We start from the raw sequence: 26,073 nt of genomic DNA on the forward strand, positions 1-26,073 counted from the left end.
TAGCCCCATACATTTTTCAGGCGCCATTGAGTTACTGGCGCTGTTAAAAAAATCCCGCCACACTTGCGTGTGAGCGGGATTTTTTGTATCTGGCGGACTTTTTTACGCCGCGTAGCCTTGCGGATTCTGGTACTGCCAGCGCCAGTGGTCGCGGCACATGTCGTCGATATTTTTCTGCGCTTGCCAGCCCAGCAATTGCTTCGCCTTGTCGGCCGAGGCGTAGCAGCTGGCGATGTCGCCGGGGCGGCGCGGCACGATCTCGTAGGGAACCTTGCGGCCGCTGGCGGCCTCGAAGGCGCGCACGGTGTCAAGCACGCTGTAGCCGTGACCCGTGCCCAAATTGACGGTAAAGCCGCCCTCGGTGGAGAACAGGCGGTTCAGGGCGGCCACATGGCCCAGCGCCAGGTCGACCACGTGGATGTAGTCGCGCACGCCCGTGCCGTCCGGCGTGTCGTAGTCGTTGCCGAAGACGGCCAGCCGCTCGCGGCGGCCGACGGCCACCTGGGCGATGAAAGGCATCAGATTGTTCGGGATGCCGGCTGGATCTTCGCCGATCAAGCCGCTGGCATGCGCGCCGACGGGATTAAAGTAGCGCAACACACCGACTTGCCACTGCGCATCGGCATGCACGAGATCGGCCAGGATCTCCTCGACCATCAGCTTTGAGCGGCCGTACGGATTGGTCACGGACAGGCGCGACGATTCCACGATCGGCAAGGCTTCCGGATCGCCATACACGGTGGCCGACGAGCTGAACACAAAACGCTTCACGTTCGCCGCCGCCAGCACTTCCAGCAGCGCCACGGTGCCCGACACATTGTTATCCATATACATCAGTGGCTGCGCCACGGATTCGCCCACGGCTTTCAAGCCGGCGAAATGGATCACCGCATCGATGGCATGCTCGCGCAAGACGGCGGCCATGGCCGCGCGGTCGCGCACGTCCGCTTCATAGAAGGGCACGCTTTTGCCGGCAATGCGCTCCACGCGCGCCATCGCTTCGCGCGCGCTATTGCACAGATTATCCACCGCGACCACCTCAAAACCGGCAGCCAGCAATTCGATACAGGTATGCGAACCGATGAAACCGGATGCGCCGGTCACGAGTATTTTCTTGGACATAATATCAATCAATGCAAAAAAGATAAGACTAGCGGAATTTCCCCGCTTTGCCAAGCCCGCACAAGGCTGCGCAAGTAATAAAAAAGCCCGCCGCATTGCTGCGGCAGGCTTCATTTTTATGCAAATGGCAGGGGTGGGCAAGCCGCCATAATGCGTTTATTTCTTGATGAACACCAGATCCCACACCCCATGGCCCAGCTTCAAACCGCGGTTTTCAAACTTGGTCAGCGGACGATATGCCGGTTGCGGCGCATAAGCATCGGCGCTATTGCGCAGTTGCGGCTCGGCGCCCAGCACGTCCAGCATTTGCACCGCGTAATCTTCCCAATCGGTGGCGCAATGCAGATAGCCGCCCGGCGCCAGGCGGTCGGTCAATTGCTTGACGAATGGCGACTGGATCAAACGACGCTTGTTGTGGCGCGCCTTGTGCCATGGATCAGGGAAAAACACATGGATGCCGGCCAGCGAATTGGCTGGGATCATGTGCGTAAGCACTTCCACCGCATCGTGCTGCAGCAAGCGCAGATTCGTCAGCGACTCTTCGCCGATCAGCTTCAGCAGGCTGCCGACGCCAGGCGTATGCACTTCGACGCCGATGAAATCCTTCTCCGGCATGGCTTTGGCGATATGCGCCGTCGTCGCGCCCATGCCGAAACCGATTTCCAGGATCACGGGCGCCTTGCGGCCGAACACCTGCTCGAAATCCATGGACTCCTTGGCGAATGGCAACAGGAACTGCGGCCCCAAGGTCTCAAGCGCGCGCGCCTGCGCGACAGACAGCCGTCCCGCGCGGGTGACGAAACTGCGGATGCGGTGTTCGGTCGGATCGTACATCATCGGCCGCGCCGGGCCGTTTGCTGGGGTATCAGAAGACATGGGAATGGAGAAATAAGTAGCCGCGCCGCATCAAGCCAGGCGCCAGCGAAAAATGGAGCGGGTGAAGGGAATCGAACCCTCGTCGTAAGCTTGGGAAGCTCGACAAGGAACTCAACACCCATGCGGGCTTGCGGCCCGTTTCTGCTCCGCAAAGGTGACATTATAGCAGCCGCACAAGCGGCCATCCATGCGGTGTGGTTTGCGTTTGTGGAGCTAACTATTTCGGCTCTGACGACAACCGATTTGTCACCTAAGAACAGGGCGATCAATAGAACTCCAGAGGTAGACCTATCAATAGGACTGGTGCTCATTTATACTCAGTACAAATAAATCGAGTAGGTTTCGAAAAGACACATCCACATGCGTTTACAATGTTGTGAGTCAATATTTTATTGATACATAGGCAACTGTTTGATCAAATCAGTCCAGCAGATTTGGCCCTGTTCGCCGCTAAGGCCGACCAAACCTAAAACCTCGACTTGGACCTACAATGACCATAGGAAAATTGCAAGATGTAATCATTGACGTGGCCACATGGCACGCTGATGATCTCTATGCATCCTATCCTGAAGGTGCTCGATCAAAGGACGCTTACTTTCCTCCTACGGATGTCGAACACACATTTATCGAGAAGAATCGGCGCTACCTTTACAAACGTTCCAACAAAAAATATCCAGACCAATTGTGGGGAGAAATTGTTGCCTACCATATTGGGTGTTTACTCGACGTCACTGTCCCACCAGCCTTTGTTGCCAGAAATAGCAAAGAGGATGATTGCGCGGCTCTGATTGAATGGTTTTACGAAGACGGCAAAGCGATTTTTACTCCCGGCGGATCGTTTATGCAGGCCTTAATTCCAGAATTCGACCGCAAGCGGGGTGAGCTGCACAATTTTCATACTGTCCAGACCCTGGGTAGATTGTTCTCAATGACCCACAGTAGCACCGATAACTGGCAAGAAAAATGGGCGGAAGCGCTTCTGTTCGACGCTTTAATTGGAAACACTGATCGACACCAAGATAACTGGGGGTACTTGGCAGTAAAGCGAAACGATACTGTAATGTCTAGCTTTGCCCCTTTGTTCGACAATGGCACGAGCTTAGGTCATGAGAGGTTTCCTGCCCATATCGTCAAATGGACCGAAAATGATTACGCACGATATGTTGACAAAGGCACTCATCACATCCGCTGGCAAAAAGGGGATGAAAAAGGATGTGGGCACATTGAACTATTGTTAAAGCTCGTGCAACTGCAGCCGCTGTTGCAAGCTTTCATGTATGACAAAATGGCACAATTCGATGTGCCCGCGTTGGAAAAAAATTTAGATTTCCTGTGTACACTTCCGCTCTCTGTTGCCTTAACGCAAGAGCGAAAAAACATGTATATTAAACTCATAAAAATTCGGAAACAGAAAATCATGGCGGCGCTAGGATGAATCAGATCGAACACATAGTCGAACCTGCACGTCTTCTGCTAGTCTGGCGCGCTGGTCATGCGAAAAAATCCCCCAGCAGAAGGATTGTTGCTGAGATTGTTCGTCAGACTCCTGGTGAGTCGCCTACACTCCGCTATCTGGTCGACACACATGACTATGCTCATGCCATAGTTGACGGATTTATAGGCTATCCTGCATTCCCGATCAAAAATCCGGAGTATTCATCGGGTGTACTTGATTCATTTTTAAGGCGACTTCCGCCTCGGAAACGTGATGATTTCGAGACATACCTGCGACGTCATCGGTTGCCTTCGTCAGCTTCTTTGCCAGATATGGCACTGTTGGCTTATACCAATGCAAAGTTGCCGAGTGACTCATTTGAGCTTTTTCCTGACTTAACTAAGGCTAGACCCCCATTTGAGCTCATTATTGAAGTAGCAGGTTTTCGCCACCAACAAAATGTTTCGCCAGACGATCTTTACATTGGAGATCCCGTCACCTTCAAACGCGACAAAGATAACGCCCATGATGAAAATGCAGTTGCTATATTTCATAGCGGCAAACGCATAGGCTTCGTGGACAGAGCACAAGCTCCATCCTTCTGCTCGTGGTTCAAGAATGGCTTTTCTGTTTCCGGCAATATTGACCGAGTAAACAATCAATCAGGGCATCCAATCGTCTACATTTTCGTATCTGTACGATAGAGCTTTGCCATTGCATAAACACTGATGGTTTCATCCTGTGGAAAGCAAACTAGGCCGGCGGCATGGTCGAAATTATCGACAGCCGCCCGCCGCCGTCAAGCCAAAGATACACACCCCACTGGCTCGTTCCCAAGCTGACGCTTGACAAAGCTGTGTACATTGCACGCTTGGAGATGCTCGATGCCGACCTGTTTGAATGTCATGCCGTCAGCACGGAATTGAGCCGTGGCCGGACGGATTGCAGGTTGCCCCGCCGCTGGCCAGCACCGAATAAGCACGAGCCATGTGGCTTCGATACAGCCCCACCAGCACACGAAAACAGCCATTTCCACGCTACCTCACCACGCGCACGAAAAAGCGCTCAAAGTGCGTCAAAATGCGTCAAAACGCACGCCCCCTCTTCGCCCCGCCGCGCCAGTCCTCATGCGCCTTCGGCCATGGCGCACATTTGAGTCAAAAGAGCCCTATATAGCGGGCAGGTGTGGAGGGGGGACAACTGCGCGCGCCGGGCCGAAACGGGCCTTTTTCTTGCCTCAATAGCAACATAAATCATCTGGACGTGAAAAAGCCGCCTCGTGGGCGGCCTGTGCGGTGGCTGGGGCGCGCTGGCGTGGCTGGCCTGTCGCGGCCCCACCCCGCCGGCTATCGCGGCGTGACGGTCATCCTGGACGGCCGGCGCGCGCCTTCGCGGCCTGCTCCTTCTCGTAGTCGTCGCGACAATCGACGTTGCAGAACGGCAGACCGGGCGCCAGCGGCTCGTCGCAGTAGTGGCAGGCGCCGCGCGCCACCAGGGCGAGCCGTCCGCGCACGGCGGCCAGGCCGCGCGCCACCTCGGCAAAGATGATCTTGTCCGTGTTGTCGATATGGTCGCTCATGCCGCGCCCTCCCCGCCTCTGGCCAGGTCATACGGGGCGAAGCGCACCACTTCCACGCCGGCCCACTCATTGATCGCTTCGAACTGCGCCTGCAGCGGCACCAGCTCGTTGCGCGCGAAGACGCGCGCGGCCGGCTCGACGGCGCCAAAGCCGCCGGCATTGTTCGGCAGGATGCCCATCAGCTGGGGCGGCACGCGGTGCGCGGCCAGCTGGTCATCGCGCGTCACGCTCTTGATGTTGAAAAACTCGTCCTTGGCGGCCACGTCGGACACGGGCAGAATCTGGATGCCGTCCTTCTTGCCGTTCGGCGCGTACATGAACAGGTTGCGGAAGTTGCCCGGCCCCTTGCTGTCGCGCATGGCCTGGCGCAGGTTGTCCACGTCCTGCGTGTTGGCGGCGGCGTCGGTCATGTAGAAAACGAAACCCGCATGCGAGCCGTTCTTGTAGTACTTGCGGCGGAACAAGGTGGCCGCCTCGTTGAGCCAGGCCGATTGCAGGGCGCTCAGGTATTGCGGTACGCCGTACAGCTCCTGGTTGACGTCCGGCTCCATCAGGTGGAACACGCGGCCCTTGTCGAACTGGTGCACGGCCTGGTAGCCGTTCACGAAATAATAGGTATCCAGATCGACGCCGCGCCGCATGTACTTGGCCAGCGCATGCTGATAGCTTAGCGCCTTGCCGCTGCGGCTGGGCCGGTCTTCCAGGTAGGCATTGCCGAACGTCAGGAAGTCCAGGGCCATGCGCTTGAAGGCGTCGCGCGACAGGTACTTGCTGGGAATCAGGGTGGACGCCAGCACGTTGGCCTTGAAGTGGATGGCGCTGCTGTGGTGCACGCCGGCATTGAAGGACTTGGCCAGGCCGGCCAGATTGACGGGCGGCTCATACCAGTGGCCGTTCTTCCAGCATTCGAAGCAATCCAAAATGTCGGCGTGCTCGAGCACGGGCGTCGGGTCGCCGAAGGAAAACGCCTCGATGCCGGCGGCGGCCGGCGCCGTGGCCGTGACTGTGGCCGCTGTGGATGGCGCGCCCTGGGCCTGCCGGCCGCGCGCGCGCATGTGTCGTGCTTTGCTCAAGAATAAATCTCCATGAAAGAGTGGTGGTTGTCGGTGGTGCCTTCGAACGGCTCGTGATCGAGGGCGTGCATGCAGGCCCACGCCAGATCGGCGTGGCCGGTTTCATCGCTGCGGCCGGCGACATAGGTCACGTGCCGCCCGCTGGGGGTGAGGGTCTTGTGGATGGCCATGAAGGACTGCGCAATGTCGGTCCAGCCGGCGTCGAATTCCAGCCGGCCTTTACTGATGATGTTTTTGGCTTTTAGCACCATGCGGGTTTTGACTTCAGGCGAGTAGTTCAGGGCCGTGACGGCCGGGAAGAAGCCGCGCACGATCGGCAGCACGCCGATGCCCATGCCGGTCGTGTCGATGCCGATGTATTCGACGTTGTAGCGCTGCGTCATCTGGCGGATGGCGTCGGCGTGGTCCTCGAAGCTCTGCCCGCGCCACTGGTGGCGCTCCAGGATGCGGAACTTGCCGCCGGCCGTCATGGGCGGCGCCAGCACCACGCAGCCGGCGCTGTCGCCGTTCAAGGCCGGGTCGTAGCCGATCCACACGGGCCGGTTGCCGAACGGGCGCAGGCCCAGCAAGGGCTTGTAGTCGTCCCACTCGACCCAGGAATCGACCATGCAGCGCTGCAGCTCGGCCAGCGGAAAGACCGAGGCCGAGTCGTCGATGAAGTTGCACATCAACAGGTTGTCGAACTGGTCCGGGCTGTATTCGAAATTGCGCAGCTCGTCGATGTCGAACAGGTTGCAGCCGCCGCGCTCGGCGTCCAGGATGGTGACGATCTGGCGCCAGATCTTGTCCTCGCCCGTAAAACCCGACGACAGGCGGCCGTGGCTCACGTCGATATTCACCTGGTCGGCCTTGGCGCGGCGCTTGTTGAACAGCTCGCCCGTCCAGAACGGATAGGCCTGGTGCGTGGTCGAGGACGGCGTGGAAAAATACGTCTTGCGCCATTTCTTGTGAATGGCCATGCCCGAGGCCACCTTGTTCAACTCCTGGAAATTCTGCGTCCAGAAAAATTCATCGAAATAGAAATTGCCGTGGTAGCCCTGCGCCGTGCGCGCATTGGTGCCCAGGAAATACAGGTGCGCGCCGTTCGGCAGCACAATGGGGTCGCCCGTCAGCTCGATGCCGGCCGCTTCGCGCGCGAATTGCACGATGTATTGCTTGAAGACGTGCGCCTGGCTCTTGGAAGCGGACAGGAAGATTTGATTGCGGCCCGTCGCCATGGCGTCGGCCAGCGCCTCGCGCGCAAAGTACCAGGTGGCGCCGATCTGGCGGGACTTGAGGATGGCGCGCGTGCGCTGGTCGCCGTTGCGATACCAAACCTTTTGATAGTCGAACAGCGAATCCTGGAAGGCGTCGAGCAGCTCGATTTTCTGTTCTTCGCTGAAATCGTTGCGCGTCGGCTTCTTCTTCGGGCCGGCATTGCGGTTCGCCAGCTTCGGGTTGAGGTCCACCTCGTTACCGCCCGGCTGCTCGTAGCGGCGCACGCGCGCCATCTGCACGATGGTGCGGGCGAGTAAATCGATTTCCTTGTAATCGCTGCCGCTCTTGACCTCTTTTTCGATCAGTTTTACGAGACGCAGCTCGGCCGACGCCTCGACGTGCTCGATGGCCTGGGCCTTGTCCCATTCGTCGCGCAGCTTCCAGCTATTGATCGTGCTGCGCTTGATCCCCAGGTGGCGGGCGATGGATGAAATGCGCCAGCCCTTCCAGTACAGGGCGCGCGCGGCTCGGCGCGGCTCGGATTCGGGCACGGCCAGTTCGGCGATTATTTCGTCGGGTTTTTGTTCAATGACTAGCATGCCGCCAGCGTAGGCCGCGCGCGCGCGGAGCGGGGAAAGGCAAAAGTCGCTATGGCCCATAGCAACCCGCAGCGCATTGAATCGCAGCGCCAAGACGTTGACCATGGCGTTATCCGATCAACCGAGACACGCCACCATGCCTAAATCCCAATTCTTCCGCGTCGCCACCGAAGGCGCCACCACGGACGGCCGCAACATCGACCGCGCCACCATCGAGCAGATCGCCGCCACCTACAACCCGAAAACCTACGGCGCGCGCATCTGGCTGGAGCACATTCGCGGCATCCTGCCCGACAGCCAGTTCAAGGCCTACGGCGACGTGATCGCCGTCAAAGCCGAGGAAGTGGACACGGACAGCGGCAAGAAACTGGCCCTGTTCGCGCAGATCGAACCGACGCCGGAACTGGTGGCCATCAACAAGGCGAAACAAAAGCTGTACACCAGCCTGGAAATCCAGCCCGACTTTGCCGACTCGGCGCAACCCTACCTGGTCGGCCTGGGCGTCACCGACAGCCCCGCCAGCCTGGGCACCGATGCCCTGAAATTCTCCGCCGCCCGCAAGCAGCAAAGCACCAACCTGTTTACGTCGGCCGTCGAGGTCGAGCTGGAATTCGAAGAGCAAGGCATCAGGCTGGCCGACGCCGTGAAAAACCTGCTGTCGCGCTTTTCGAATAAATCCGGCACCGACGCGGCGCAGTTCGCCGACATCAGCGAAGCCGTGCAGGCGCTGGCCGGCCACGTCGTCACCGCCAACGACAACTACGCGGACGCCGTGACCCGCCTGGAGAAAGCCGAAACAGCATTGACGGCCACGCAGGACGAGCTGGCCGCCTTCAAGGCGCAGATGGACGCAGCGCCCGGCAACGGCCCGCGCCGCCCGGCCGCCACAGGCAACGACGGCGCCGTGCAGACCGAGTTTTAAGCGCCCGCGCCATCCACCAACACCTCATTCAACAACGGAGCACCGATATATGAAAAAGCAAACGCGCCAGGTCTTTGGCCAATACGAAACCCGCCTGGGCCAACTGAACGACACGGACAACGTGGCCAAGACCTTCAGCGTCACGCCCAGCGTGCAGCAAAAGCTGGAAAACAAGATGCAGGAATCGAGCGAGTTCCTGTCGAAAGTGAACATCATCGGCGTGGGCGAGCAGGAAGGCGAAAAACTGGGCCTGGGCGTGTCCGGCCCGATTGCCAGCCGCACCAACACCAAGGACAAGGAACGCGAAACGCGCGACCTGTCCACCCTGGACAGCACAAAATACCGCTGCGAGCAGACCAACTTCGACACGCATTTGAGCTATGCCAAGCTCGACGCCTGGGCCAAATTCCAGGACTTTCAATCGCGCGTCGCCAATGCCATCTTGACGCGCCAGGCGCTGGACCGCATCGTCATCGGTTTCAATGGCGTGAAAGTCATGGCCACCACTGACCTGGCCGCCAATCCACTGCTGCAGGACGTGAACAAGGGCTGGCTGCAGCACCTGCGTGAACAGGCGCCCGAGCGCGTGCTGGGCCTGGTGGCAGCCGGCATGCCGGGCAAGGTGGTCATCGGCGACGTGGACGGCGCCGACTATGCCAACCTGGACGCGGCCGTCACCGATGCCGTCAACCTGCTGGACCCGTGGTATCAGGAAGACACCAACCTGGTGGCCATCGTCGGGCGCAAGCTGCTGAACGATAAATACTTCCCATTGGTCAACACCAAGCAGGCGCCCACGGAAACCCTGGCGGCCGACATCATCATCAGCCAGAAACGCATTGGCGGCTTGCCGGCGGCGCGCGTGCCCTACTTCCCGGACAACGCGATCCTCATCACGCGCTTCGACAATCTGTCGATCTACTTCCAGGACGGCGCGCGCCGCCGCCGCGTGGTGGACGAGCCCAAGCGCGACCGCATCGAGAATTACGAGTCGTCCAACGACGCCTACGTGATCGAAGACCTGGGCCTGGCCGCGCTGGTGGAAAACATCGAGCTGAAAGACAAATGATGGCGAACCAATCCCCCGCCCTGCGCCACCGCGCGCGCATGCTGGCCGAGCGCACGGCCGGCGCCGCCGCGCCGCAGGGCGTGACCACCGGCACGGCCTACGAGCTGATGCTCTACAAGCTGGCCGATGACCGGCGCCGCCTGAAATCCATTCAGTCCGTCGAGCGCAAGATCGAGGTCAAGGCCACCTTGCTGCCGGATTACGCGCAATGGATCGACGGCGTGCTGGCCGGCGGCAAGGGCGCCCAGGATGATGTGTTTGCCACGCTGCTGGTGTGGCACATCGACACGGGCGAGTACGCGCGCGCCCTGGTCATGGCCGAATACGCCCTGGCGCACAAGTTCACGCTGCCCGACACCTACAGCCGCGACATCGCCACCCTGATGCTGGACGAGTTCGCCGAGGGCTACCTGCACGGCAAGCTTGCCGTCGATCCGCAGCACGCGGCCCAGGTGCTGGGCACCGTCGAACAGTTGACGGCGACCAGCGACGCACCGGACCAGGCACGCGCCAAGTTGCACAAGGCCATCGGCCTGGCCATGATCGCCGTGCTCGACCAGGCAGACGAGACGGACATCGCCCCGGAACTGGTGGCGCAGGCGGAAAACGCCATGGCTCAGTTGAAGCGCGCCCGCGCCCTGTCGGAGTCCTGCGGCGTCAAGAAGGATATGGAAAAGCTGGAACGGCGCCTCAAGCGCGCGGCCGGTTCCACGTAAAGAGCATCCCCCGCAGCACGGCGGCACGGGGGGATTCTGGCCACGCATTGGCAACAATCTCGGCCTGATGAACCCCGTCCACCGCCCCATTTTTGAAAGCGCCCCGTATGTCCTTCATGGCCCTGCCCCCGTCCATCCCGCCCGGCACCACCCCGGCGCCGCCGGCGCCTGCCGCCGGCATCATCGAGAACGACGGCTGGTTTCCCGACATCCTGCTCACCGACATGCGCGACACCATGCGCCTGGATGGCACCGTCACCGACGCGCGCCTGGTGCAAGCCGTGGTCGATGCCATCCTGCAGGTCAACCGCGAGCTGGCCGACTGGCAGGGCAAGCAGGCCGCTGCCGGCATCGCCGCCCTGGTGGACGTGCCGGCCACGCGCATCAACCGCGAATCCCGCCTACTGGCGCAGTACCGGCGCGCCGTCTACAGCACGGCGAAGGCCGACCTGATCGAGCGTTACCGCGACTACGACAGCACGGCCACCTCCGTCAGCGACAAGAAAAGCATGGAATGGCTCGACGAGGCGCCAGGCGCGCAGCGGCGCAATGCGCAATGGGCCATCGCCGATATCGTCGGGCGCACGCATTTGACCGTGGAATTGATCTGATGCAGGTACGCACGCAACAGCACGACACGGTGGACGCCCTGGTGTGGCGCTACCTGGGCGACGGCGCGGGATATGTCGAGCAGGCCTTGGCCCTGAATCCCGCGCTGGCGCGCCACGGCGCCGTGCTGCCGGCCGGCCTGCTCGTCACCCTGCCCGAACCGGCACCCAGCACGGGCCAGGTGGTGGCAGCCGATCTTGTGCAGCTATGGGATTAACGCAGCCATCCACCATTTTTACCCTCATGAAAAATCTATCTAACTTCACCTCGGAGTATCAAGTAATGTCCGCAGAATCGTTTGGTGGTTTCGCCACCCTGGTCAAACTGTACGGCTTCAAGGCGGCGCTGGGCATGGTCGGCGCGGCCATGCTGTACATCGTGCTGCCGCCCTTGAATGCTGACGGCACCTTCAACAAGGGCGAATTCGTCGCCCGCCTGGCCTGCGCGGGCGTGTTCTCGTGCCTGCTGGGCGGCACCGTGTACCAGCTGCTGTGCGCCCAGCTCCCGGCCATCGGCGCCATGGTCAACGCGTCTGCCATCGACCTGATCGTCGGCGCCCCCGGCTGGTGGGTATCGCGCGCCGTGGCGCTGTGGTTCCAGCGCCGCAGCGACAAGGACATCGCCGAGCTGGTCAAAGACGCGAAGGAACACTGATGGCCAGCACCGACAATCCGCTGATCGCGCGCACCATCGACGCCATCCTGCGCGCCGAAGGCGGCTATGTGAACGACCCGGCCGATAAAGGCGGCGAAACCAACTTCGGCATCACCTTGGCCGTGGCGCGTGCGAATGGCTACACGGGACCGATGCGCGACCTGCCCGTGGCTGTGGCGCGCGCCATCTACACGACGCGCTACATCACGGAGCCGAAGTTCGACCAGGTGCTGGCCCTGCATGCCGGCATCGGCGCCGAAGTGATCGACACGGGCGTGAACATGGGGCCGCACCGCGCGGCCGAGTTCCTGCAGCGTTGGCTGAACGGTTTTAACGACACGGGCGCCCGCTACCCGGCCCTGTTCGTCGACGGCCGCCTGGGCGCGCAATCGCTGGGCGCGTTGGCCGCCTTCCTGACATGGCGCGGCCAGGATGGCGCCACCGTGCTGCTGCGCGCCTTGAACGGCCTGCAGGCGGCGCGCTACCTGGACATCACCGAGGCCAACAAGAGCCAGCGCCGTTTCCTGTTCGGCTGGATCAAGGAACGGGTGGCCATGTGACCGCAACCACCTGGCGCCCGCTGGTGGCTTTTCTCCTGTGCGGCGCCCTCGCGGGCTGGACGGCCCAGGGCTGGCGCAAGGACGCCAGCATCGCCGAACTTCAGCGGGCGGCGGCCACATACAAAACCACCGCCGCCGCCGCACTGGCCCAGGCCACCGCCCGCGTGCTGATGCTGGAGCGCGCCGCCGGCGCCGCCCTGGTGCTGCGCGCCGAACAACTCACCCAGGAGCAAACCCATGCGAAAACTGAACGCGACCGTTTTAACGCTGACGTGCGCAGCGGCGCTGTGCGCCTGTCAATCCCCGTTGCCAGCGGCCAGTGCGCCGCCGCTGCAGATTCCACCACTGCCGCAAGCCATCGGATTGAAGCGCGCGCCGAACTTGACCCGGCGACTGCGGCAGCTCTTGACGCCATTGCCGGCGACGGCGACGACGCCGCCCGCCAGCTGAACGCCTGCATCGACGCCTACAACCTAGTGCGAGACACCTACCATGTACAAACCGAATAGCCTGCGCCAGCACCTGGCCGCCGCAATTCCCCAGTTGCAGCGCGACCCCGACCGCCTGCTGGTCTTTGCCGACGAGGGCAACGTGGTGGCGTCGGCCACCGCTTCGCTGTCCTTCGAATACCGCTTCAAGCTCAACCTGATCGTCACCGACTACGCGGGCGACGCCGACGCCATCATGGTGGCCCTGATCGCCTGGCTCAAAGTCCACCAGCTCGACCTGATGGCCAACGAGGAAACCCGCAAGCACGGCATCGCCTTCGAGGTGGACTTCAACAACCACGAAACGGTCGACATTTCCATCAAGCTCGACCTGACCGAGCGCGTGGCCGTCAAGACCGGCGAGGCGGGCCGCCTCGACATCAAGCACCTGGCCGAAATACAGCACATGCCGGCCTACGCGGATGAGTTCTGGAAGCTGTATGACGGCGACACCCTGCTGGCCGAATGGCGCACGCCCGAGGCCACGCCATGAGCGACGACCTGCACGCGCTGGAAGCCTGGGCCGGCGCCTTGCTGGCCAAGCTGCAGCCGGCCCAGCGCCGCGCCATCCATCACAAGGTGGCCATCGACCTGCGCCGCAGCCAAGCGCAACGCATCAAGGCCCAGCAGGGGCCGGATGGCGCAGCCTACCCGGCACGCAAGCGGCGCAAGGAATTTAAGGGGAAGAATGGGCGCATCAAGCGGCAGAAGGCCGCGATGTTTGCCAAGATTCGTACCGCAAAACACCTGAAGGTGAAGGTGACCGGCGACCAGATCGAAGTCGGCTTCTTTGGCTGGGTGGCACGCGTGGCACATGTGCATCAGTTTGGCCGGCAAGACCGCGTTACCAAAAAAGGGGCCGCCTACAAGTACCCGGAGCGGCCGCTGCTAGGCTTGAGTGAACCGGATCGGACGTTGATACGCGAATCTTTACTGCAACACCTGAGACACCCCTAATGGTGTGTGATTCGAACCTCAACAGACATCAATTTGCAAATTAGTTGAAGTGAGTGGAGCCTTCTTCGAGATGCTAAAATTAGCACAAAAATAGCATGCCAAATTTTTTCTCATCCATCCATTTTCAGAAGCTCCTTACTTTTGCAAATATCAACTTCCGAATCAAGGAATAAAATTGTCATTATACATAGATAAAAAACAGCCTTCCCATTATGGAGGTCCCAACCCTAACTTAGATGGTTGGATTTATATTGCATACGACTGCCGGCATTTGGATGAATCAAAAATTGGATTTACAACTAAATCTCTTTGGGGCAGAGTCCAGCAATCTACAACCAATCCCTACTATACTCTTTTCGCTGCTTTCCACGTTTCAGCCGAACAACATGGCGAAATTCGTTATATCGAACATTACTTGCAAAAAATAACAGGTGCCACCTCGATCCAACACCACTCAACTGGAAGCGAATCAGAATGGTTCAATTCTTCACCAGATGCAGTTTTGTCCCAAATGGTAGGAAAAGCGGTAAACGTATTAAAAAACGTTATGACGGAAGATTTAGAATTTGATTACACCAAACATGTATATATTCCAAACATAAATCCTTATGCAGCCAGATTGAAGCGTCAACAAGCTGAAGATTTCAAGAGATTTTCCGCTCCAGATATTTTTATTTACGATCTTGAAAAAGGTTGGTCAAAATGGCCAGAAAGACCTAATTTCCTTGCGGAGTTAGCCGCAATAGATATTGCTGCCGACATGCTAGTAGCTGGGCCCGATATTCTTGTAAGACGGCTAAACTACGATTATGCACTTCGCTAAAAAAATAGCAATTTCAAATCATAATAGATATCAAAAATACATATTAATTCTATTTTTTAATAGATAGGAACGCACTGAACCAAATCAACGCATAAATATCAATGGTAGTCGCTATCCTCTTTATCAACCCGTCCCCGCGTGCATCCGCACGCGGATTTCGGCAACATGCACTGCATGAACGCCGACCTGTCCGACCTCACCCGCCTGCTGCAAAACCTGATCCGCCTGGGCACCGTTGCCGAGGTCAACGGGGCCAAGGCGCGCGTGCGGCTCGGGCCGACACTCACCACGGAATGGCTGAAATGGGCCGCCCGACGTGCCGGCAGCACGCGCACCTGGTCGGCGCCCACGGTCGGCGAACAAGTCATCATCTTTTCCCCCGGCGGCGACCTGACGCGCGGCATCATTCTGCAAGCGCTGTACTCGCAGGCATTTGACGCACCCGAAACCAATCCCACCATCCACACCACGCATTACCCCGACGGGGCCGTGGTGCAGTACGACCATGCGGCCCACGCCCTGACGGCCACGCTGCCAGGCGGCACGGCCACCATCACCGCTGACAAGGTGACGTCGAACGCCCCAAGCACCATCTGCACGGGCGACCTCACCGTCATGCAAAACCTGATCGTCAACGGCGCCACCGCCCTGAACGGCGGCGTGAACGCCAAGGCCGGCGCCGCCGGCGGCGTGGCCATGGCCGTACAAGGCACGATCAAAGCCAGCGAGGACGTGCTGGCCGGCGCCATCAGCCTGGTCAAACATGCGCACGGCGGCGTCAAGGCCGGCGGCGACCAGTCGGGCGGGCCGCAAGCATGATGGGCATGCACGCCGCCACCGGGCGCAGCCTGACGGGCCTGGACCACCTGCGCCAGTCCGTGGCCGACATTCTCACCACGCCGATGGGTTCGCGCATTCGGCGCCGCCGCTATGGTTCCGAAGTGCCCGAGCTGATCGACCAGCCCCTCAACAGCGCGACGCAGTTGCGCATCTACGCCGCCACCGCCTTTGCCCTGCGCCGCTGGGAGCCTCGCTTGCAACTGGCCAGCGTACAGCTCACGCGCGACACGGACGGCGCCATCGCGCTGCTGCTGGACGGCACGGCCAACGGCCAGGGCATCACCCTGTCCGTGCCCGTCAAGCAAGGCGGCGCAGTATGAGCACGCCCATCGACCTGACCCAATTGCCGGCGCCCAGCGTGGTGGAAGCGCTGGACTTCGAAGCCATCCTGGCCGGCCGCAAGGCGCACCTGGTGAGCCTGCTGCCGGAAGCCCAGCGCGCCGCTGTCACGGCCCTGTTGGAGCTGGAATCGGAACCGGCCACCAAGCTGCTGGAAGAGAACGCGTATCAGGAAACCATCCTGCGCAACCGCGTCAACGAGGCGGGCAAGGCCGTCATGCTGGCGTTTGCGCTCGACGGCGACCTGGACCAGCTCGGCGCCAACGTCAATGTGGAGCGCTTGACCATCACGCCGGCCAATCCCAACGCCCTGCCGCCCGTGCTTGCGGTCATGGAAGACAACGACGCCTACCGCCTGCGCATCCAGGAAGCGCCGGACGGCCTGTCCGTCGCCGGCCCGAAAGCCTCCTACGAATTCCACGCCCGCAGCAGCGATGGCCGCGTCAAGGACGCGAGCGCCACCAGCCCGGCGCCGGCGCACGTCGTCGTCACGGTGCTGGCGAACAATGACACCGGCATCGCCGATGCCGCGCTCTTGGGCACCGTGGCGCGCGCGCTCAACGCCGAGGACGTGCGCCCCCTGGGCGACCGCCTGAGCGTGCAGGCCGCCCAGGTCATCGATTACCAGATCGAGGCGACCTTGTATATCGGCGTCGGGCCGGAAGTGCCGATTCTGCTGGACGCCGCGCGCGCCAACGCCGTGCGCGTGTCGCAGCCGCGCCGCCCGCTGGGCCACAGCATTTATCGCTCCGCCTGCAGCGCCGCCGTGCACGTCGAAGGCGTGCGCAAGGTGGTACTGGCCAGCCCGGCCCTTGATATCGAACTGGACGCCACCCAGGCCGCGCGCTGCACCGCCGTCAAGCTCAATGTCGTGGTGCTTGATGAATAAGCACGTTGCCACTCTTCCGCCGAACACCACGGCGCTGGAGCGCGCCATTGCCGTGGCCTGCGCCGAACTGGTCAACGTGCCCGTGCCGCTGCGCGACCTGTGGAACGCCGACCGCTGCCCCGTCGCCCTGCTGCCGTTCCTGGCCTGGGCCTGTTCCGTCGACCGCTGGGACGACGCCTGGCCCGAATCGATCAAGCGCGGCACCATCAAGGCGGCCTATTTCATCCACAAGCACAAGGGCACGATTGCCGCCGTGCGCCGCGTGGTCGAATCCCTGGGCTATCTGATCCGCATCACGGAATGGTGGCAGACCACGCCGCCCGGCGTACCGGGTACTTTCCGCCTCGATGTGGGCGTGCTCGACACGGGCATCACGGATGCCATGTTTCAGGAAATGGAACGCCTGATCGCCGACGCCAAGCCCGTCAGCCGGCATTTGACGGGCCTGGCGCTGTATCTGGAAACCCGTGGCCAGGTGCGGATCGGCCTGGCCACCTATCACGGCGATGCGATGACGGTTTATCCGTGGATCGCCGAAGAAATCGAAGTGCGCGGCACGCTGTTGCAGGGCGGCGCACCCCATACCATTGACACCATGACCATCTATCCATGAGCACATATTTCGCCATTCTGACGCAGGTGGGCGAGGCCAAGCTGGCCAACGCCATCGCCCTGGGCCACACCCTGAAACTGAAAAAAATGGGCGTCGGCGACGGCAACGGCGCCCTGCCGATCCCCGACCGCTTGCAAAAGGCACTGGTGCATGAAGTGCGCCGCGCCGACCTGAACCAGCTCGCCATCGATCCGGCCAACGCCAGCCAGATCATCGTCGAGCAAGTCTTGCCCGAGGACGTGGGCGGCTGGTGGCTGCGCGAAATCGGCATCTACGACGAGGCGGGCGACCTGTGCGCCGTGGCCAACTGCCCGCCCAGCTACAAGCCCTTGATGGTCGAGGGCAGCGGGCGCACGCAAGTGGTGCGCGTGGTGCTGATCGTCGCCAGCACGGCCGCCATCGAACTGAAAATCGATCCGTCCGTCATCCTGGCCACGCGCCAGTATGCCGATGAGCAGGACATCGTTGTCCGCGCCTACAGCGACACGCTGATGGCCCAGCACCTGGCCGCCCAGGACCCGCACCCGCAATACAGCCTAAAGGAGGTGAAGACGCTGGCCAAGTTTGACGCGTCGAAAAAACTGGTCAATGCCGATTTTGTACAGCAGGCGCAAGGAAACCTGGTGCGCGATGCCGAGGTCACTGAAAGCCGCACGCTCACCGCCGAGGATATGGGCTGCGCCCTGTACTTCCCGACTGCGGGCAAGGCCATCACCATTCCCGACCCGGTATCGCTTGGTATTCCCAACAATTCCGGCAAGTGCGTCAAGTTTTTCGGGCTGTTCAATGGCGGCACCATTCTTGCCGCGCCAGGCGTGAGCATTGGATTTGATGTCAGCAGTGTGCCGAGCATCACAATCAAGCCGGGACAATTCCTGACCCTTATGGCGACCGGGGCAAAGGTTTGGCAAGTCATCGACTCGACCGCCGAGCTGTGGCGCAACGCCGACTTTGCGGCAATGTTGTCTTCGAGCGGCTACCAGAAACAACCCGGCGGCATGATCCTGCAATGGGGCGGCGGCGCGCAGACACCGGAATCCGGCTATGTCGATGTGATCTTTCCGATTCCGTTTCCAAACGCGTGTTTTCACGTCTTCACTGGATATGAAGGGCAAGGCGGAAGCGGGTCCAGTCTGCCCAGCAACATCAACGTCGGTATGAGGACAAAAACGGGCTGTCGGCTGTTCACCTACAACGGAAATGCGCTGTCGGCCGGCATCACCCCATCCTATTTTGCGATTGGAAACTAATCATGCCCGTCAGATATTCCCCGAGCACAGGTTTTTTTTACCCCGTCAACATCACGTACCAGGATATCCCGTCCGATGTGTTTGAGGTATCCGAGGCGGACCATCTGGCCGCCCATGCCGCCCGCGCGTCGGGCGGATCGTTCAAGTTTGTCAAAGGCACGCTGCGCACCACGCCGCCGCCAGCCATTCCCTACGCTCAAGTGTCCGCCGCCTATCTCGATAGCGTTCGCGCGCGTCGTGACGCCATCCTCAACCGCCTGGCCGGCATCGGCTTTGCCGCCATGGCCAACGGCGACGCGGACACGGTGCGCGCCATCACGGCGGCACGTGCCTGCCTGCTCGACATCACCATCTGCCCGACGGTCGCCGCCGCGCAGGATATGGATACGCTGCAGGCGGCCGTCAGCGCCGAATTCACGCGCATCGCCGCCACCCTGTCCGACGAGGCGCGGCGCGCCTTCGATGAGGCCGGCACGGCAGCACCCCAGTAACGCCTTTTTTACCACTCACCAGGAGAGCCACATGGCCACCGACTACCACCATGGCGTGCGCGTCATTGAAATCAACGAGGGTTCGCGCCCCATCCGCACCGTGTCCACGGCCGTGCTGGGCCTGATCGCCACGGCCGACGATGCCGACCCGGCCGCCTTTCCGCTCGACACGCCCGTGCTCGTCACCAACGTGCTGGCCGCCATGGGCAAGGCCGGCAAGACCGGCACCCTGTACCGCGCGCTGGAAGCCATCGCCGCGCAGACCAAGCCCTTGTGCGTCGTCGTGCGCGTAGAACAGGGAGAAACGGAAGCGGAAACCACCACCAACGTGGTGGGCGGCGTGTCGCCGGACGGCAAGTACCTGGGCGTGAAAGCCTTGCTGGCCGCGCAAAGCAAACTCGGCGTGAAACCGCGCATCCTGGGCGCGCCGGGCCTGGACACCAAGGCCGTCACCAACGCCCTGGCCAGCGTGGCGCAGCAACTGCGCGCCTTCGTGTATGCCTCCGCGTACGGCTGCAGCAACGTGGTGGCCGCCACTACCTATCGCGGCCAGTTCGGCCAGCGCGAGGTCATGATTATCTGGCCCGATTTTGTGAACTGGGATACCGCCATCGACGAGGAGGCCAGTATTTCCGCCGTGGCCTACGCCATGGGCCTGCGCGCCAAGATCGACGAGGAAACGGGCTGGCACAAGACGCTGTCGAACGTGGTCGTCAACGGCCCGACCGGCTTGACCCAGGACGTGTTTTTCGACCTGCAAGACCCGGCCACCGACGCCGGCGTGCTCAACGCCAAGGAAGTGACCACCCTGATTAACATGGGCGGCTACCGCTTCTGGGGTTCGCGCACCTGCGAGGCGCCGGGCGGTTTCTTCTATTTCGAGAACTACACGCGCACGGCCCAGGTGCTGGCCGACACCATCGCCGAGGCGCATTTCGCCTTTGTCGACCTGCCCCTGCACCCGTCCCTGGTACGCGACATGCTGGAAAGCATCAATGCCAAGTTCCGCGACCTGAAATTACAGGGCTACATCATCGACGGCCACGCCTGGTATGACGAGCAATACAACGACAAGGACACCTTGAAGGCGGGCAAGCTGGCCATCGACTACGACTACACGCCCGTGCCGCCGCTGGAAAACCTGCGCTTCCAGCAGCGCATTACCGACCGCTACCTGGCCGACTTCGCCTCGCGCATCGCCGCTTAACCGACCCCGTGCCCGCCGGGCGCGGGCGCAACTGACCACTGGAGAACGCTATGGGCATGCCCCACAAACTGAAACAATTCAACGTATTTCAAAACGGCGTGCTGTTCATGGGCATGGTGCCCGAAATCACCTTGCCCAAGCTGAGCCGCAAGATGGAAGAGTACCGCGCCGGCGGCATGAGCGGCCCCGTGTCCGTGGACTTCGGCAACGAGGCCCTGTCGCTGGAATGGAGCGGCGGCGGCCTGATTGCCGAAGCCTTGAAGCAGTACGGCGCGCATGCGCACGGTGCGGTGATGCTGCGCTTTGCCGGTGCTTATCAGAACGACGAAGACGGCAACGTGGCCGCCGTCGAAGTTGTCGTGCGCGGCCGTTATAAGGAAATCGACATGGGCGGCGCCAAGATGGGCGACGACACCACGCACAAATACACGATGGCCTGCAGCTATTACAAGCTGATGATCGACGGCGCCACCGTCATCGAACTGGACTTCATGAGCGGCATCGAGAACATCGGCGGCGTCGATACCAATGCGGCCATCCGCAAGGCCAGCGGCCTGTAATCCCCCTTTTACTGACCACCACACCACAAGGACAACACCATGACCAACGATACCCAAAACCAATCCGTCATCGAACTGGACGAGCCGATCAAACGCGGCGACACCTTCATCACTTCGCTGACCGTGCGCAAGCCCAAGGCGGGCGCCCTGCGCGGCATTTCCCTGATCGAGCTGGCCAACCTGAACGTGTCGGCCCTGCAAATCGTGCTGCCGCGCATCACCGAACCGACCCTGACGGCGCACGACATCGCCAACATGGACCCGGCCGACCTGCTGGCCGTGGGCGTCGAGGTAGGCAGTTTTTTGGCGAGCAAAGCAGATCGCCTTTCGGTATCCCCGGCGAAGTAGAAGACGCCATGGCCGACATTGCCGGCGTCTTCCACTGGACGCCGGCAGCGATGGACGGTTTTACGATTGATGAACTGATGGCCTGGCGCGAACGCGCCCGGCAGCGAAGCGGAGCGGAATAGATGGCTGGTCGGGATCTGAAATTACAGGTGGTATTTGCAGCGCTGGACAAGATTACCGGCCCGCTGAAAAAAATCATGGGCGGCTCCAGCGACACGGCCAAGGCCTTGAAGGCCACCAGCGACCGCTTGCGCGAGCTGAACGCCCAGCAAAAGAACATCGGCAAATTCCGCGAGTTGCACGGCGGCCTGGACGCGACCCGCACCAAGCTGGAAGCGGCCCAGCAGAAGGTGGCCAGCCTGGCCACCAAGATGAAACAGACGGAAGCACCCACGCGCGCCATGACACGCGAGTTTAACGCCGCCGTCAAAGCGGCCGCCGCCTTGAAGACGGCCGGCCAGCAGCAGGCCCAGCAACTGCAGGTCATGCGTGAGCGGCTGGCGGGCGCCGGCATCGGCACCAAAGACCTGGCCAACCACGAGCGCACCTTGCGCCGCGAGATCGAGGCCACCAACAAAACCATGACCTTGCAGCAGCAGAAGCTGGCCAACGCCGCCGCAAAGCAGCAGCGCGTCACCAACGCCACCCAGCATGCCGATAAGCTGCGCAACAAGGCGGGCAACCTGGCCATGGCCGGCGCCGGCGCGACCGCCACGGGCGCCGTGCTGGGCGCGCCCATCGTGAAGGGGCTGAACGAGGCCAAGCACTATCAAACGGAAGTGGGCCGCGTCAACGCCCTGGGCCTGGGCGACAAGGTTTCAGCCGAGGCCGTCGCTTTCGCGCGCAACATGAAGACCTACGGCACCAGCCAGCTCGACAACCTGCAGTTGATGCGCGACGGCATGAGCGCCTTTGCCGACGTGCACCACGCGGAAATGGTCGCCCCTACCCTGGCAAAAATGAAATTTGCCAATCATGCCTTCTTCGGCGAGGCCGAGGGTGCCGACAACGAACGCAAGTTCATGGACATGCTCAAGGTCATCGAGCTGCGCGGCGGCCTGGAGAGCAAGGAAAAGTTTGAAGCCCAGGCCAACATCGTGCAGCAGGTCATCACCGCCACGGGCGGGCGCGTCGGGCCGAATGAATGGCTGAACATGATTAAAACAGGCGGCATCGCGGCCAAGGGCTTGAAGGATGACGCCTTCTACTACCAGATGGAACCGCTGGTGCAGGAGATGAGCGGCAACCGCGTCGGCACGTCCCTGATGAGCGCCTACCAGAACTTGTACCAGGGCCGCACCACCAAGCGCTCGGCCAAGAAACTGGAAGAATTTGGCCTGATTGGCGACAAGAGCAAGGTCACGCATGATAAAGCGGGACAACTTTCCTTCCTCAACCCTGGCGCGCTGCTGGGTTCCGAGCTGTTCCGCGAAAATCAGTTTGAGTGGATGGAAAAGGTGTTGTTGCCGCAACTGGCCAAGAAAGGCATCAAAGACAAGAACCAGGTACTCGACGCCATCGGTAGCATCTTTTCGAACCGCACCGCGTCGAACCTGTATTCGCAGATGTATTTGCAGCGCGGGCAAATCCACAAGAACGAAAAGCTCAACCGTGGTGCCGCCGATATCGGCCGGCTGGAAAAGCTGGGGCGCGACTCGGCCGCCGGCAAGGAACTGGAGGCGCAGTCCAAGCTGGCCAACTTGAAACTCACCATGGGCGAAAAGATCCTGCCGCTGTACGCGCAGGGGCTGGAAATGGCGATTTCCGCCGTCACGCGCCTGAACGGTTTCATGGAACGCAACCCGACCGTGGCCAAGGTCATGATTACCGCCTTTGCCATCCTGGCCGGCCTGCTGCTGGTGCTCGGCCCGCTGATGCTGGGCATTGCCGCCATGATCGGCCCGTATGCCATGCTGCACATCATGTTCGCCAAGATGGGCGTGACGGGCGGCGTGCTCACGCCCATCCTGCGCGGCCTGGGCGGCGCCTTCATGTGGGCCGGGCGTGCCGTGCTGTGGCTGGGCCGTGCCTTCATGCTCAATCCGATTGGCATCGCCATCACGGTCATCGCCGGTGCCGCCTTCCTGATCTATAAATACTGGGAGCCGATCAAGGGTTTCTTTACCGGCATCTGGTCGCACGTCAAGACCGCCTTTGCCGGCGGAGTCAAAGGCGTCAGCAGCCTGATCATCAACTGGTCACCGCTGGGCCTGTTCTATCGCGCCTTCGCGGGCGTGCTGGGCTGGTTCGGCATCGCGCTGCCAGCCAAATTCAGCGAGTTTGGCGCCAGCATCCTGCAGCGCATTACCGCGTCCTGGGCACCTATCGCCGCCTTCTTCGCCGATATCTGGTCGCGCCTGCGCACGGTGTGCGCCGGCGGCATGGGCAGCATCACGGCCCTGATTATCAACTGGTCGCCGGTCGGTGTGTTTTACCAGGCGTTCGCGGGCGTGCTGAGCTGGTTTGGCATCCAGCTGCCGGCCCAGTTCACCGAGTTCGGCGCCAATATCCTGCGCGGCCTGGTCAACGGCATCACGGGTTCCATGGGCGCCGTCAAGGACGCCATCAGCAATGCCGGGTCCAGCACCATTGCCTGGTTCAAGGAAAAGCTGGGCATCCACAGCCCGAGCCGCGTGTTTGCCCAGCTCGGCGACTACACCATGCAGGGTCTGGCCGTGGGCCTGGACCGCAGCGAGAGCGCGCCGATTGCCAAGGTATCGAGCATGGCGCAGCGCCTGACGCAACTGGGCGCCGGCATCGCCATCGGCACGGCCACCGCCCTGCCGGCCAGCGCCTTCGATACGCGCGCCCCGCTGTCCCAGGGCGGGTTCGGCGCCGGCATGACGATCCAGGGCGACAAGATCGAAATCACTTTCAACGTGCAGGCCGGCACCGATCCCCAGGCCATCGCCCGCGCTGTGAGCATGGCGTTAGAACAGCGTGACCGCGAAAAGGCGGCACGCATCCGCTCGTCCTTGCGCGACCACGATTAAGAAAGAAGCACACCATGATGATGATTTTAGGAATGTTCGTGTTCAGCCTGCCGACCCTGGCCTATCACGAGCTGCAGCGGCAAACGGAATGGAAGCACGCCAGCACGGCCCGCGTGGGCCTGCGCGACGCGCACCAGTACGTGGGGCCAGGTGACGACACCATTACCCTGTCGGGCTGGGTGGCGCCGGAACTGACCGGCTCCCTGTATTCGCTTGATGCCCTGCGCATGATGGCCGACACCGGTAAATCGTGGATTTTGATCCAGGGCACGGGCCGCATTCTCGGTTCCTACCGCATCACCAGCATGACGGAAGGCCGCACCATCCTGGACGGCAGCGGCGGCGCGCGGCGCGTGGAATTTTCGATTGCCCTGAAACGCGATGACGACGGCGTGCTGGCCATGGTGGGCCTGGGCGACATCGGCGACCTGAAAAACATGCTCAGTATCGACGGCATGACCAGCAGCATCGCGGGCGCGGCCAAGAATGCCGTGGGCAGCGTGGTGGGCAATGTGGTCGGCGGCATCACGTCGAAATACGGCGGCGTGGTCAGCAAGATGAAAGACAAGATCGGCGGCAGCATCAGCGGCGCCATCGGCAGCGCGGCGGACAAGTTCAAATGAGCGAGCATATCCCCGCCTTCAAGGTCAGCATCGAGGACAAGGATTTGACGGCCATCGTTTCTCCGCGGCTAATCAATCTCACCTTGACCCTGTGCCGTGGCGACGAGAGCGACCAGCTCGACATTTCGCTCGACGACAGCGACGGCAAACTGGCCCTGCCGCCGCGCGGCGCGCAGATCGCCCTGGCGCTGGGCTGGCAGGCGTCCGGCCTGGTGGATATGGGCAAGTTCACAGTCGACGAGGTAGAGCACAGCGGCGCGCCCGACACCATCACCTTGCGCGCCAGGTCGGCCAACCTGATCGACACCTTCAAACAGCAGCAGGAGCACAGCTTTCACAAGACCACCCTGGGCGCCATCATCGAGGCCATCGCCTTTCGCAACGAGCTGGCATCAAGCGTGTCGGCGCGCCTGCGCGATACCGCCATCGAGCACATCGACCAGACGCACGAAAGCGATGCGGCCTTCCTGCGCCGGCTGGGCAGGAAATACGACGCGGTGGCCACCGTCAAGAATGACACCCTGCTCTTCATTCCCATCAACCAGAGCCGCACCGCCAGCGGCAAGGCGCTGCCCGTCATCCCCATCACGCGCGCCCTGGGCGACGGCCACCGCTACCACAGCGCCGAGAGCGACGCCTACACAGGCGTGCGCGCCTTCTGGCATGACGAGCGCTATGCGCGCCGCCGCAGCGTGGTGGCCGGCGTTCCCGGCAACAGCAAGCGCCTGCGCACCACCTTCGCCAACGAGACGGACGCGCGCGCGGCGGCCGTGGCCGAATGGCAGCGCATCCTGCGCGGTCTGGCCACCTTTGAAATGAGCCTGGCCCTGGGCAACCCGGCCGTGTTCCCGCAATCGCCCGTGACCGTGACAGGTTTCAAGCCCGAGATCGACGCCACCGAATGGCTATCGGTCAAGGTCACGCACAGCCTGGGCGGCAGCGGCTTTACCACGCGGGTGGAATTTGAAACGAAGACGGAAGCGGTCGAGGCCGAGCGCGAGGACGAGAAAGACCCGGACGAAGGCATCACGGGCGTAGTGGCCAAGTGGAAGGATGTAGCGGCGAAGAAGAAAAAGGCGGGGCAGGAGCAGGCCGGCGCCACCGGCAAGCTCATGACGCTGGAACACACTTACAAAAGTAAGCAGGCCGCTAAACGGGCGGCTCTGCATGCGTGGAGGCATATTGAAGAAGTGCGGGACATCATCCGCGAAAACAGCGAGGAACCATAGGGGCATATAAGT

Annotated in this window: 31 protein-coding genes; 26 read left to right on the forward strand and 5 right to left on the reverse strand. The window is 61.6% G+C overall.

Going from position 1 to position 26,073, the window contains the following annotated elements; genetic code table 11:
• Positions 1-102 precede the first annotated feature (102 nt).
• The gene (gene galE / locus AC3RCG_RS26440; RefSeq protein WP_492402190.1) at positions 103-1,122 is read right to left on the reverse strand and encodes a UDP-glucose 4-epimerase GalE; all 1,020 of its coding nucleotides are present in this window, start codon (positions 1,120-1,122) and stop codon (positions 103-105) included.
• 156 nt (positions 1,123-1,278) lie between these two features.
• Entirely contained in the window at positions 1,279-1,959 is a 681-nt protein-coding gene (gene trmB / locus AC3RCG_RS26445) for a tRNA (guanosine(46)-N7)-methyltransferase TrmB (RefSeq protein ID WP_070220500.1), read from the reverse strand.
• A gap of 529 nt (positions 1,960-2,488) precedes the next feature.
• On the opposite strand from trmB, the gene AC3RCG_RS26450 reads away from it, so the two are divergent.
• Positions 2,489-3,433 (forward strand): HipA domain-containing protein, encoded by a 945-nt coding sequence (locus AC3RCG_RS26450; RefSeq protein ID WP_492402189.1) that lies wholly within the window; start codon positions 2,489-2,491, stop codon positions 3,431-3,433.
• On the forward strand, positions 3,430-4,137 hold the full coding sequence (locus AC3RCG_RS26455; RefSeq protein WP_492402188.1) for an HIRAN domain-containing protein: 708 nt from the start codon (positions 3,430-3,432) through the stop codon (positions 4,135-4,137). Before AC3RCG_RS26450 ends, AC3RCG_RS26455 begins: the two co-directional genes overlap by 4 nt.
• A gap of 659 nt (positions 4,138-4,796) precedes the next feature.
• Here the strand turns inward: AC3RCG_RS26455 and AC3RCG_RS26460 are convergent.
• From AC3RCG_RS26460 to AC3RCG_RS26470, 3 genes are read right to left on the reverse strand one after another with little or no spacing between them, the layout of a single operon-like run.
• Positions 4,797-5,012, reverse strand: a complete 216-nt coding sequence (locus AC3RCG_RS26460; protein WP_492402187.1) for a hypothetical protein — start codon at positions 5,010-5,012, stop codon at positions 4,797-4,799.
• Positions 5,009-6,067, reverse strand: a complete 1,059-nt coding sequence (locus tag AC3RCG_RS26465; protein WP_492402362.1) for a phage portal protein — start codon at positions 6,065-6,067, stop codon at positions 5,009-5,011. Before AC3RCG_RS26465 ends, AC3RCG_RS26460 begins: the two co-directional genes overlap by 4 nt.
• 14 nt (positions 6,068-6,081) lie before the next feature.
• Complete coding sequence (locus tag AC3RCG_RS26470) at positions 6,082-7,881, reverse strand: terminase ATPase subunit family protein (RefSeq protein WP_492402186.1); 1,800 nt, start codon at positions 7,879-7,881, stop codon at positions 6,082-6,084.
• 136 nt (positions 7,882-8,017) lie between these two features.
• On the opposite strand from AC3RCG_RS26470, the gene AC3RCG_RS26475 reads away from it, so the two are divergent.
• The 24 genes from AC3RCG_RS26475 to AC3RCG_RS26590 all read left to right on the forward strand — a co-directional run bounded on the left by AC3RCG_RS26475 (position 8,018) and on the right by AC3RCG_RS26590 (position 26,061).
• The gene (locus tag AC3RCG_RS26475) at positions 8,018-8,803 is read left to right on the forward strand and encodes a GPO family capsid scaffolding protein (protein ID WP_492402185.1); all 786 of its coding nucleotides are present in this window, start codon (positions 8,018-8,020) and stop codon (positions 8,801-8,803) included.
• 49 nt (positions 8,804-8,852) lie between these two features.
• A complete protein-coding gene (locus tag AC3RCG_RS26480; protein WP_492402183.1) occupies positions 8,853-9,872 on the forward strand; it encodes a phage major capsid protein, P2 family in 1,020 nt (339 codons plus the stop codon).
• Complete coding sequence (gpM, locus tag AC3RCG_RS26485) at positions 9,869-10,588, forward strand: phage terminase small subunit (protein WP_492402182.1); 720 nt, start codon at positions 9,869-9,871, stop codon at positions 10,586-10,588. Before AC3RCG_RS26480 ends, gpM begins: the two co-directional genes overlap by 4 nt.
• Positions 10,589-10,695: 107 nt before the next feature.
• Positions 10,696-11,199: a head completion/stabilization protein gene (locus tag AC3RCG_RS26490; RefSeq protein ID WP_492402181.1), complete on the forward strand. Its 504-nt coding sequence runs from the start codon at positions 10,696-10,698 to the stop codon at positions 11,197-11,199.
• Positions 11,199-11,414: a tail protein X gene (locus AC3RCG_RS26495; RefSeq protein ID WP_492402179.1), complete on the forward strand. Its 216-nt coding sequence runs from the start codon at positions 11,199-11,201 to the stop codon at positions 11,412-11,414. Before AC3RCG_RS26490 ends, AC3RCG_RS26495 begins: the two co-directional genes overlap by 1 nt.
• 65 nt (positions 11,415-11,479) lie before the next feature.
• Complete coding sequence (locus AC3RCG_RS26500; protein WP_070224671.1) at positions 11,480-11,851, forward strand: hypothetical protein; 372 nt, start codon at positions 11,480-11,482, stop codon at positions 11,849-11,851.
• Positions 11,851-12,411: a glycoside hydrolase family 108 protein gene (locus AC3RCG_RS26505; protein ID WP_492402177.1), complete on the forward strand. Its 561-nt coding sequence runs from the start codon at positions 11,851-11,853 to the stop codon at positions 12,409-12,411. Before AC3RCG_RS26500 ends, AC3RCG_RS26505 begins: the two co-directional genes overlap by 1 nt.
• Positions 12,408-12,920: a lysis system i-spanin subunit Rz gene (locus AC3RCG_RS26510; protein WP_492402175.1), complete on the forward strand. Its 513-nt coding sequence runs from the start codon at positions 12,408-12,410 to the stop codon at positions 12,918-12,920. The genes AC3RCG_RS26505 and AC3RCG_RS26510 overlap by 4 nt, the downstream gene beginning before the upstream one ends.
• The gene (locus tag AC3RCG_RS26515) at positions 12,904-13,392 is read left to right on the forward strand and encodes a phage tail protein (protein ID WP_492402173.1); all 489 of its coding nucleotides are present in this window, start codon (positions 12,904-12,906) and stop codon (positions 13,390-13,392) included. Before AC3RCG_RS26510 ends, AC3RCG_RS26515 begins: the two co-directional genes overlap by 17 nt.
• A complete protein-coding gene (locus AC3RCG_RS26520; protein WP_492402172.1) occupies positions 13,389-13,856 on the forward strand; it encodes a phage virion morphogenesis protein in 468 nt (155 codons plus the stop codon). The genes AC3RCG_RS26515 and AC3RCG_RS26520 overlap by 4 nt, the downstream gene beginning before the upstream one ends.
• A gap of 175 nt (positions 13,857-14,031) precedes the next feature.
• Complete coding sequence (locus tag AC3RCG_RS26525; RefSeq protein WP_143450693.1) at positions 14,032-14,679, forward strand: GIY-YIG nuclease family protein; 648 nt, start codon at positions 14,032-14,034, stop codon at positions 14,677-14,679.
• Positions 14,680-14,844: 165 nt separating this feature from the next.
• Positions 14,845-15,498 carry a phage baseplate assembly protein V gene (locus AC3RCG_RS26530; protein ID WP_492402171.1) on the forward strand — a complete coding sequence of 218 codons (654 nt, stop codon included), beginning with the start codon at positions 14,845-14,847 and terminating at the stop codon, positions 15,496-15,498.
• Positions 15,499-15,503: 5 nt separating this feature from the next.
• Complete coding sequence (locus AC3RCG_RS26535) at positions 15,504-15,839, forward strand: GPW/gp25 family protein (protein WP_492490394.1); 336 nt, start codon at positions 15,504-15,506, stop codon at positions 15,837-15,839.
• Positions 15,836-16,747, forward strand: a complete 912-nt coding sequence (locus tag AC3RCG_RS26540; protein WP_492402168.1) for a baseplate assembly protein — start codon at positions 15,836-15,838, stop codon at positions 16,745-16,747. Before AC3RCG_RS26535 ends, AC3RCG_RS26540 begins: the two co-directional genes overlap by 4 nt.
• Positions 16,740-17,360, forward strand: coding sequence for a phage tail protein I (locus tag AC3RCG_RS26545; RefSeq protein ID WP_492402166.1), 621 nt, complete (start codon positions 16,740-16,742; stop codon positions 17,358-17,360). Before AC3RCG_RS26540 ends, AC3RCG_RS26545 begins: the two co-directional genes overlap by 8 nt.
• Before the next feature lie 26 nt (positions 17,361-17,386).
• A complete protein-coding gene (locus AC3RCG_RS26550; protein WP_492402165.1) occupies positions 17,387-18,610 on the forward strand; it encodes a phage tail protein in 1,224 nt (407 codons plus the stop codon).
• Positions 18,611-18,612: 2 nt separating this feature from the next.
• The gene (locus tag AC3RCG_RS26555; protein WP_492402163.1) at positions 18,613-19,101 is read left to right on the forward strand and encodes a hypothetical protein; all 489 of its coding nucleotides are present in this window, start codon (positions 18,613-18,615) and stop codon (positions 19,099-19,101) included.
• Positions 19,102-19,132: 31 nt separating this feature from the next.
• On the forward strand, positions 19,133-20,308 hold the full coding sequence (locus tag AC3RCG_RS26560) for a phage tail sheath protein (RefSeq protein ID WP_492402162.1): 1,176 nt from the start codon (positions 19,133-19,135) through the stop codon (positions 20,306-20,308).
• A 50-nt stretch (positions 20,309-20,358) separates the two neighbouring features.
• Positions 20,359-20,868, forward strand: coding sequence for a phage major tail tube protein (locus AC3RCG_RS26565; RefSeq protein WP_456148785.1), 510 nt, complete (start codon positions 20,359-20,361; stop codon positions 20,866-20,868).
• 39 nt (positions 20,869-20,907) lie between these two features.
• A complete protein-coding gene (locus AC3RCG_RS26570; protein WP_492402161.1) occupies positions 20,908-21,216 on the forward strand; it encodes a phage tail assembly protein in 309 nt (102 codons plus the stop codon).
• An 8-nt stretch (positions 21,217-21,224) separates the two neighbouring features.
• Complete coding sequence (locus tag AC3RCG_RS26575) at positions 21,225-21,338, forward strand: GpE family phage tail protein (RefSeq protein WP_071650284.1); 114 nt, start codon at positions 21,225-21,227, stop codon at positions 21,336-21,338.
• Positions 21,339-24,209, forward strand: a complete 2,871-nt coding sequence (locus AC3RCG_RS26580) for a phage tail tape measure protein (protein WP_492402160.1) — start codon at positions 21,339-21,341, stop codon at positions 24,207-24,209.
• A 14-nt stretch (positions 24,210-24,223) separates the two neighbouring features.
• Positions 24,224-24,832: a phage tail protein gene (locus AC3RCG_RS26585; RefSeq protein WP_492402159.1), complete on the forward strand. Its 609-nt coding sequence runs from the start codon at positions 24,224-24,226 to the stop codon at positions 24,830-24,832.
• Positions 24,829-26,061 carry a phage late control D family protein gene (locus AC3RCG_RS26590; protein WP_492402158.1) on the forward strand — a complete coding sequence of 411 codons (1,233 nt, stop codon included), beginning with the start codon at positions 24,829-24,831 and terminating at the stop codon, positions 26,059-26,061. Before AC3RCG_RS26585 ends, AC3RCG_RS26590 begins: the two co-directional genes overlap by 4 nt.
• The last annotated feature ends 12 nt before the right edge of the window (positions 26,062-26,073 follow it).

It is taken from the genome of Janthinobacterium sp. GW823-FHT01H08 (genome assembly GCF_058797855.1).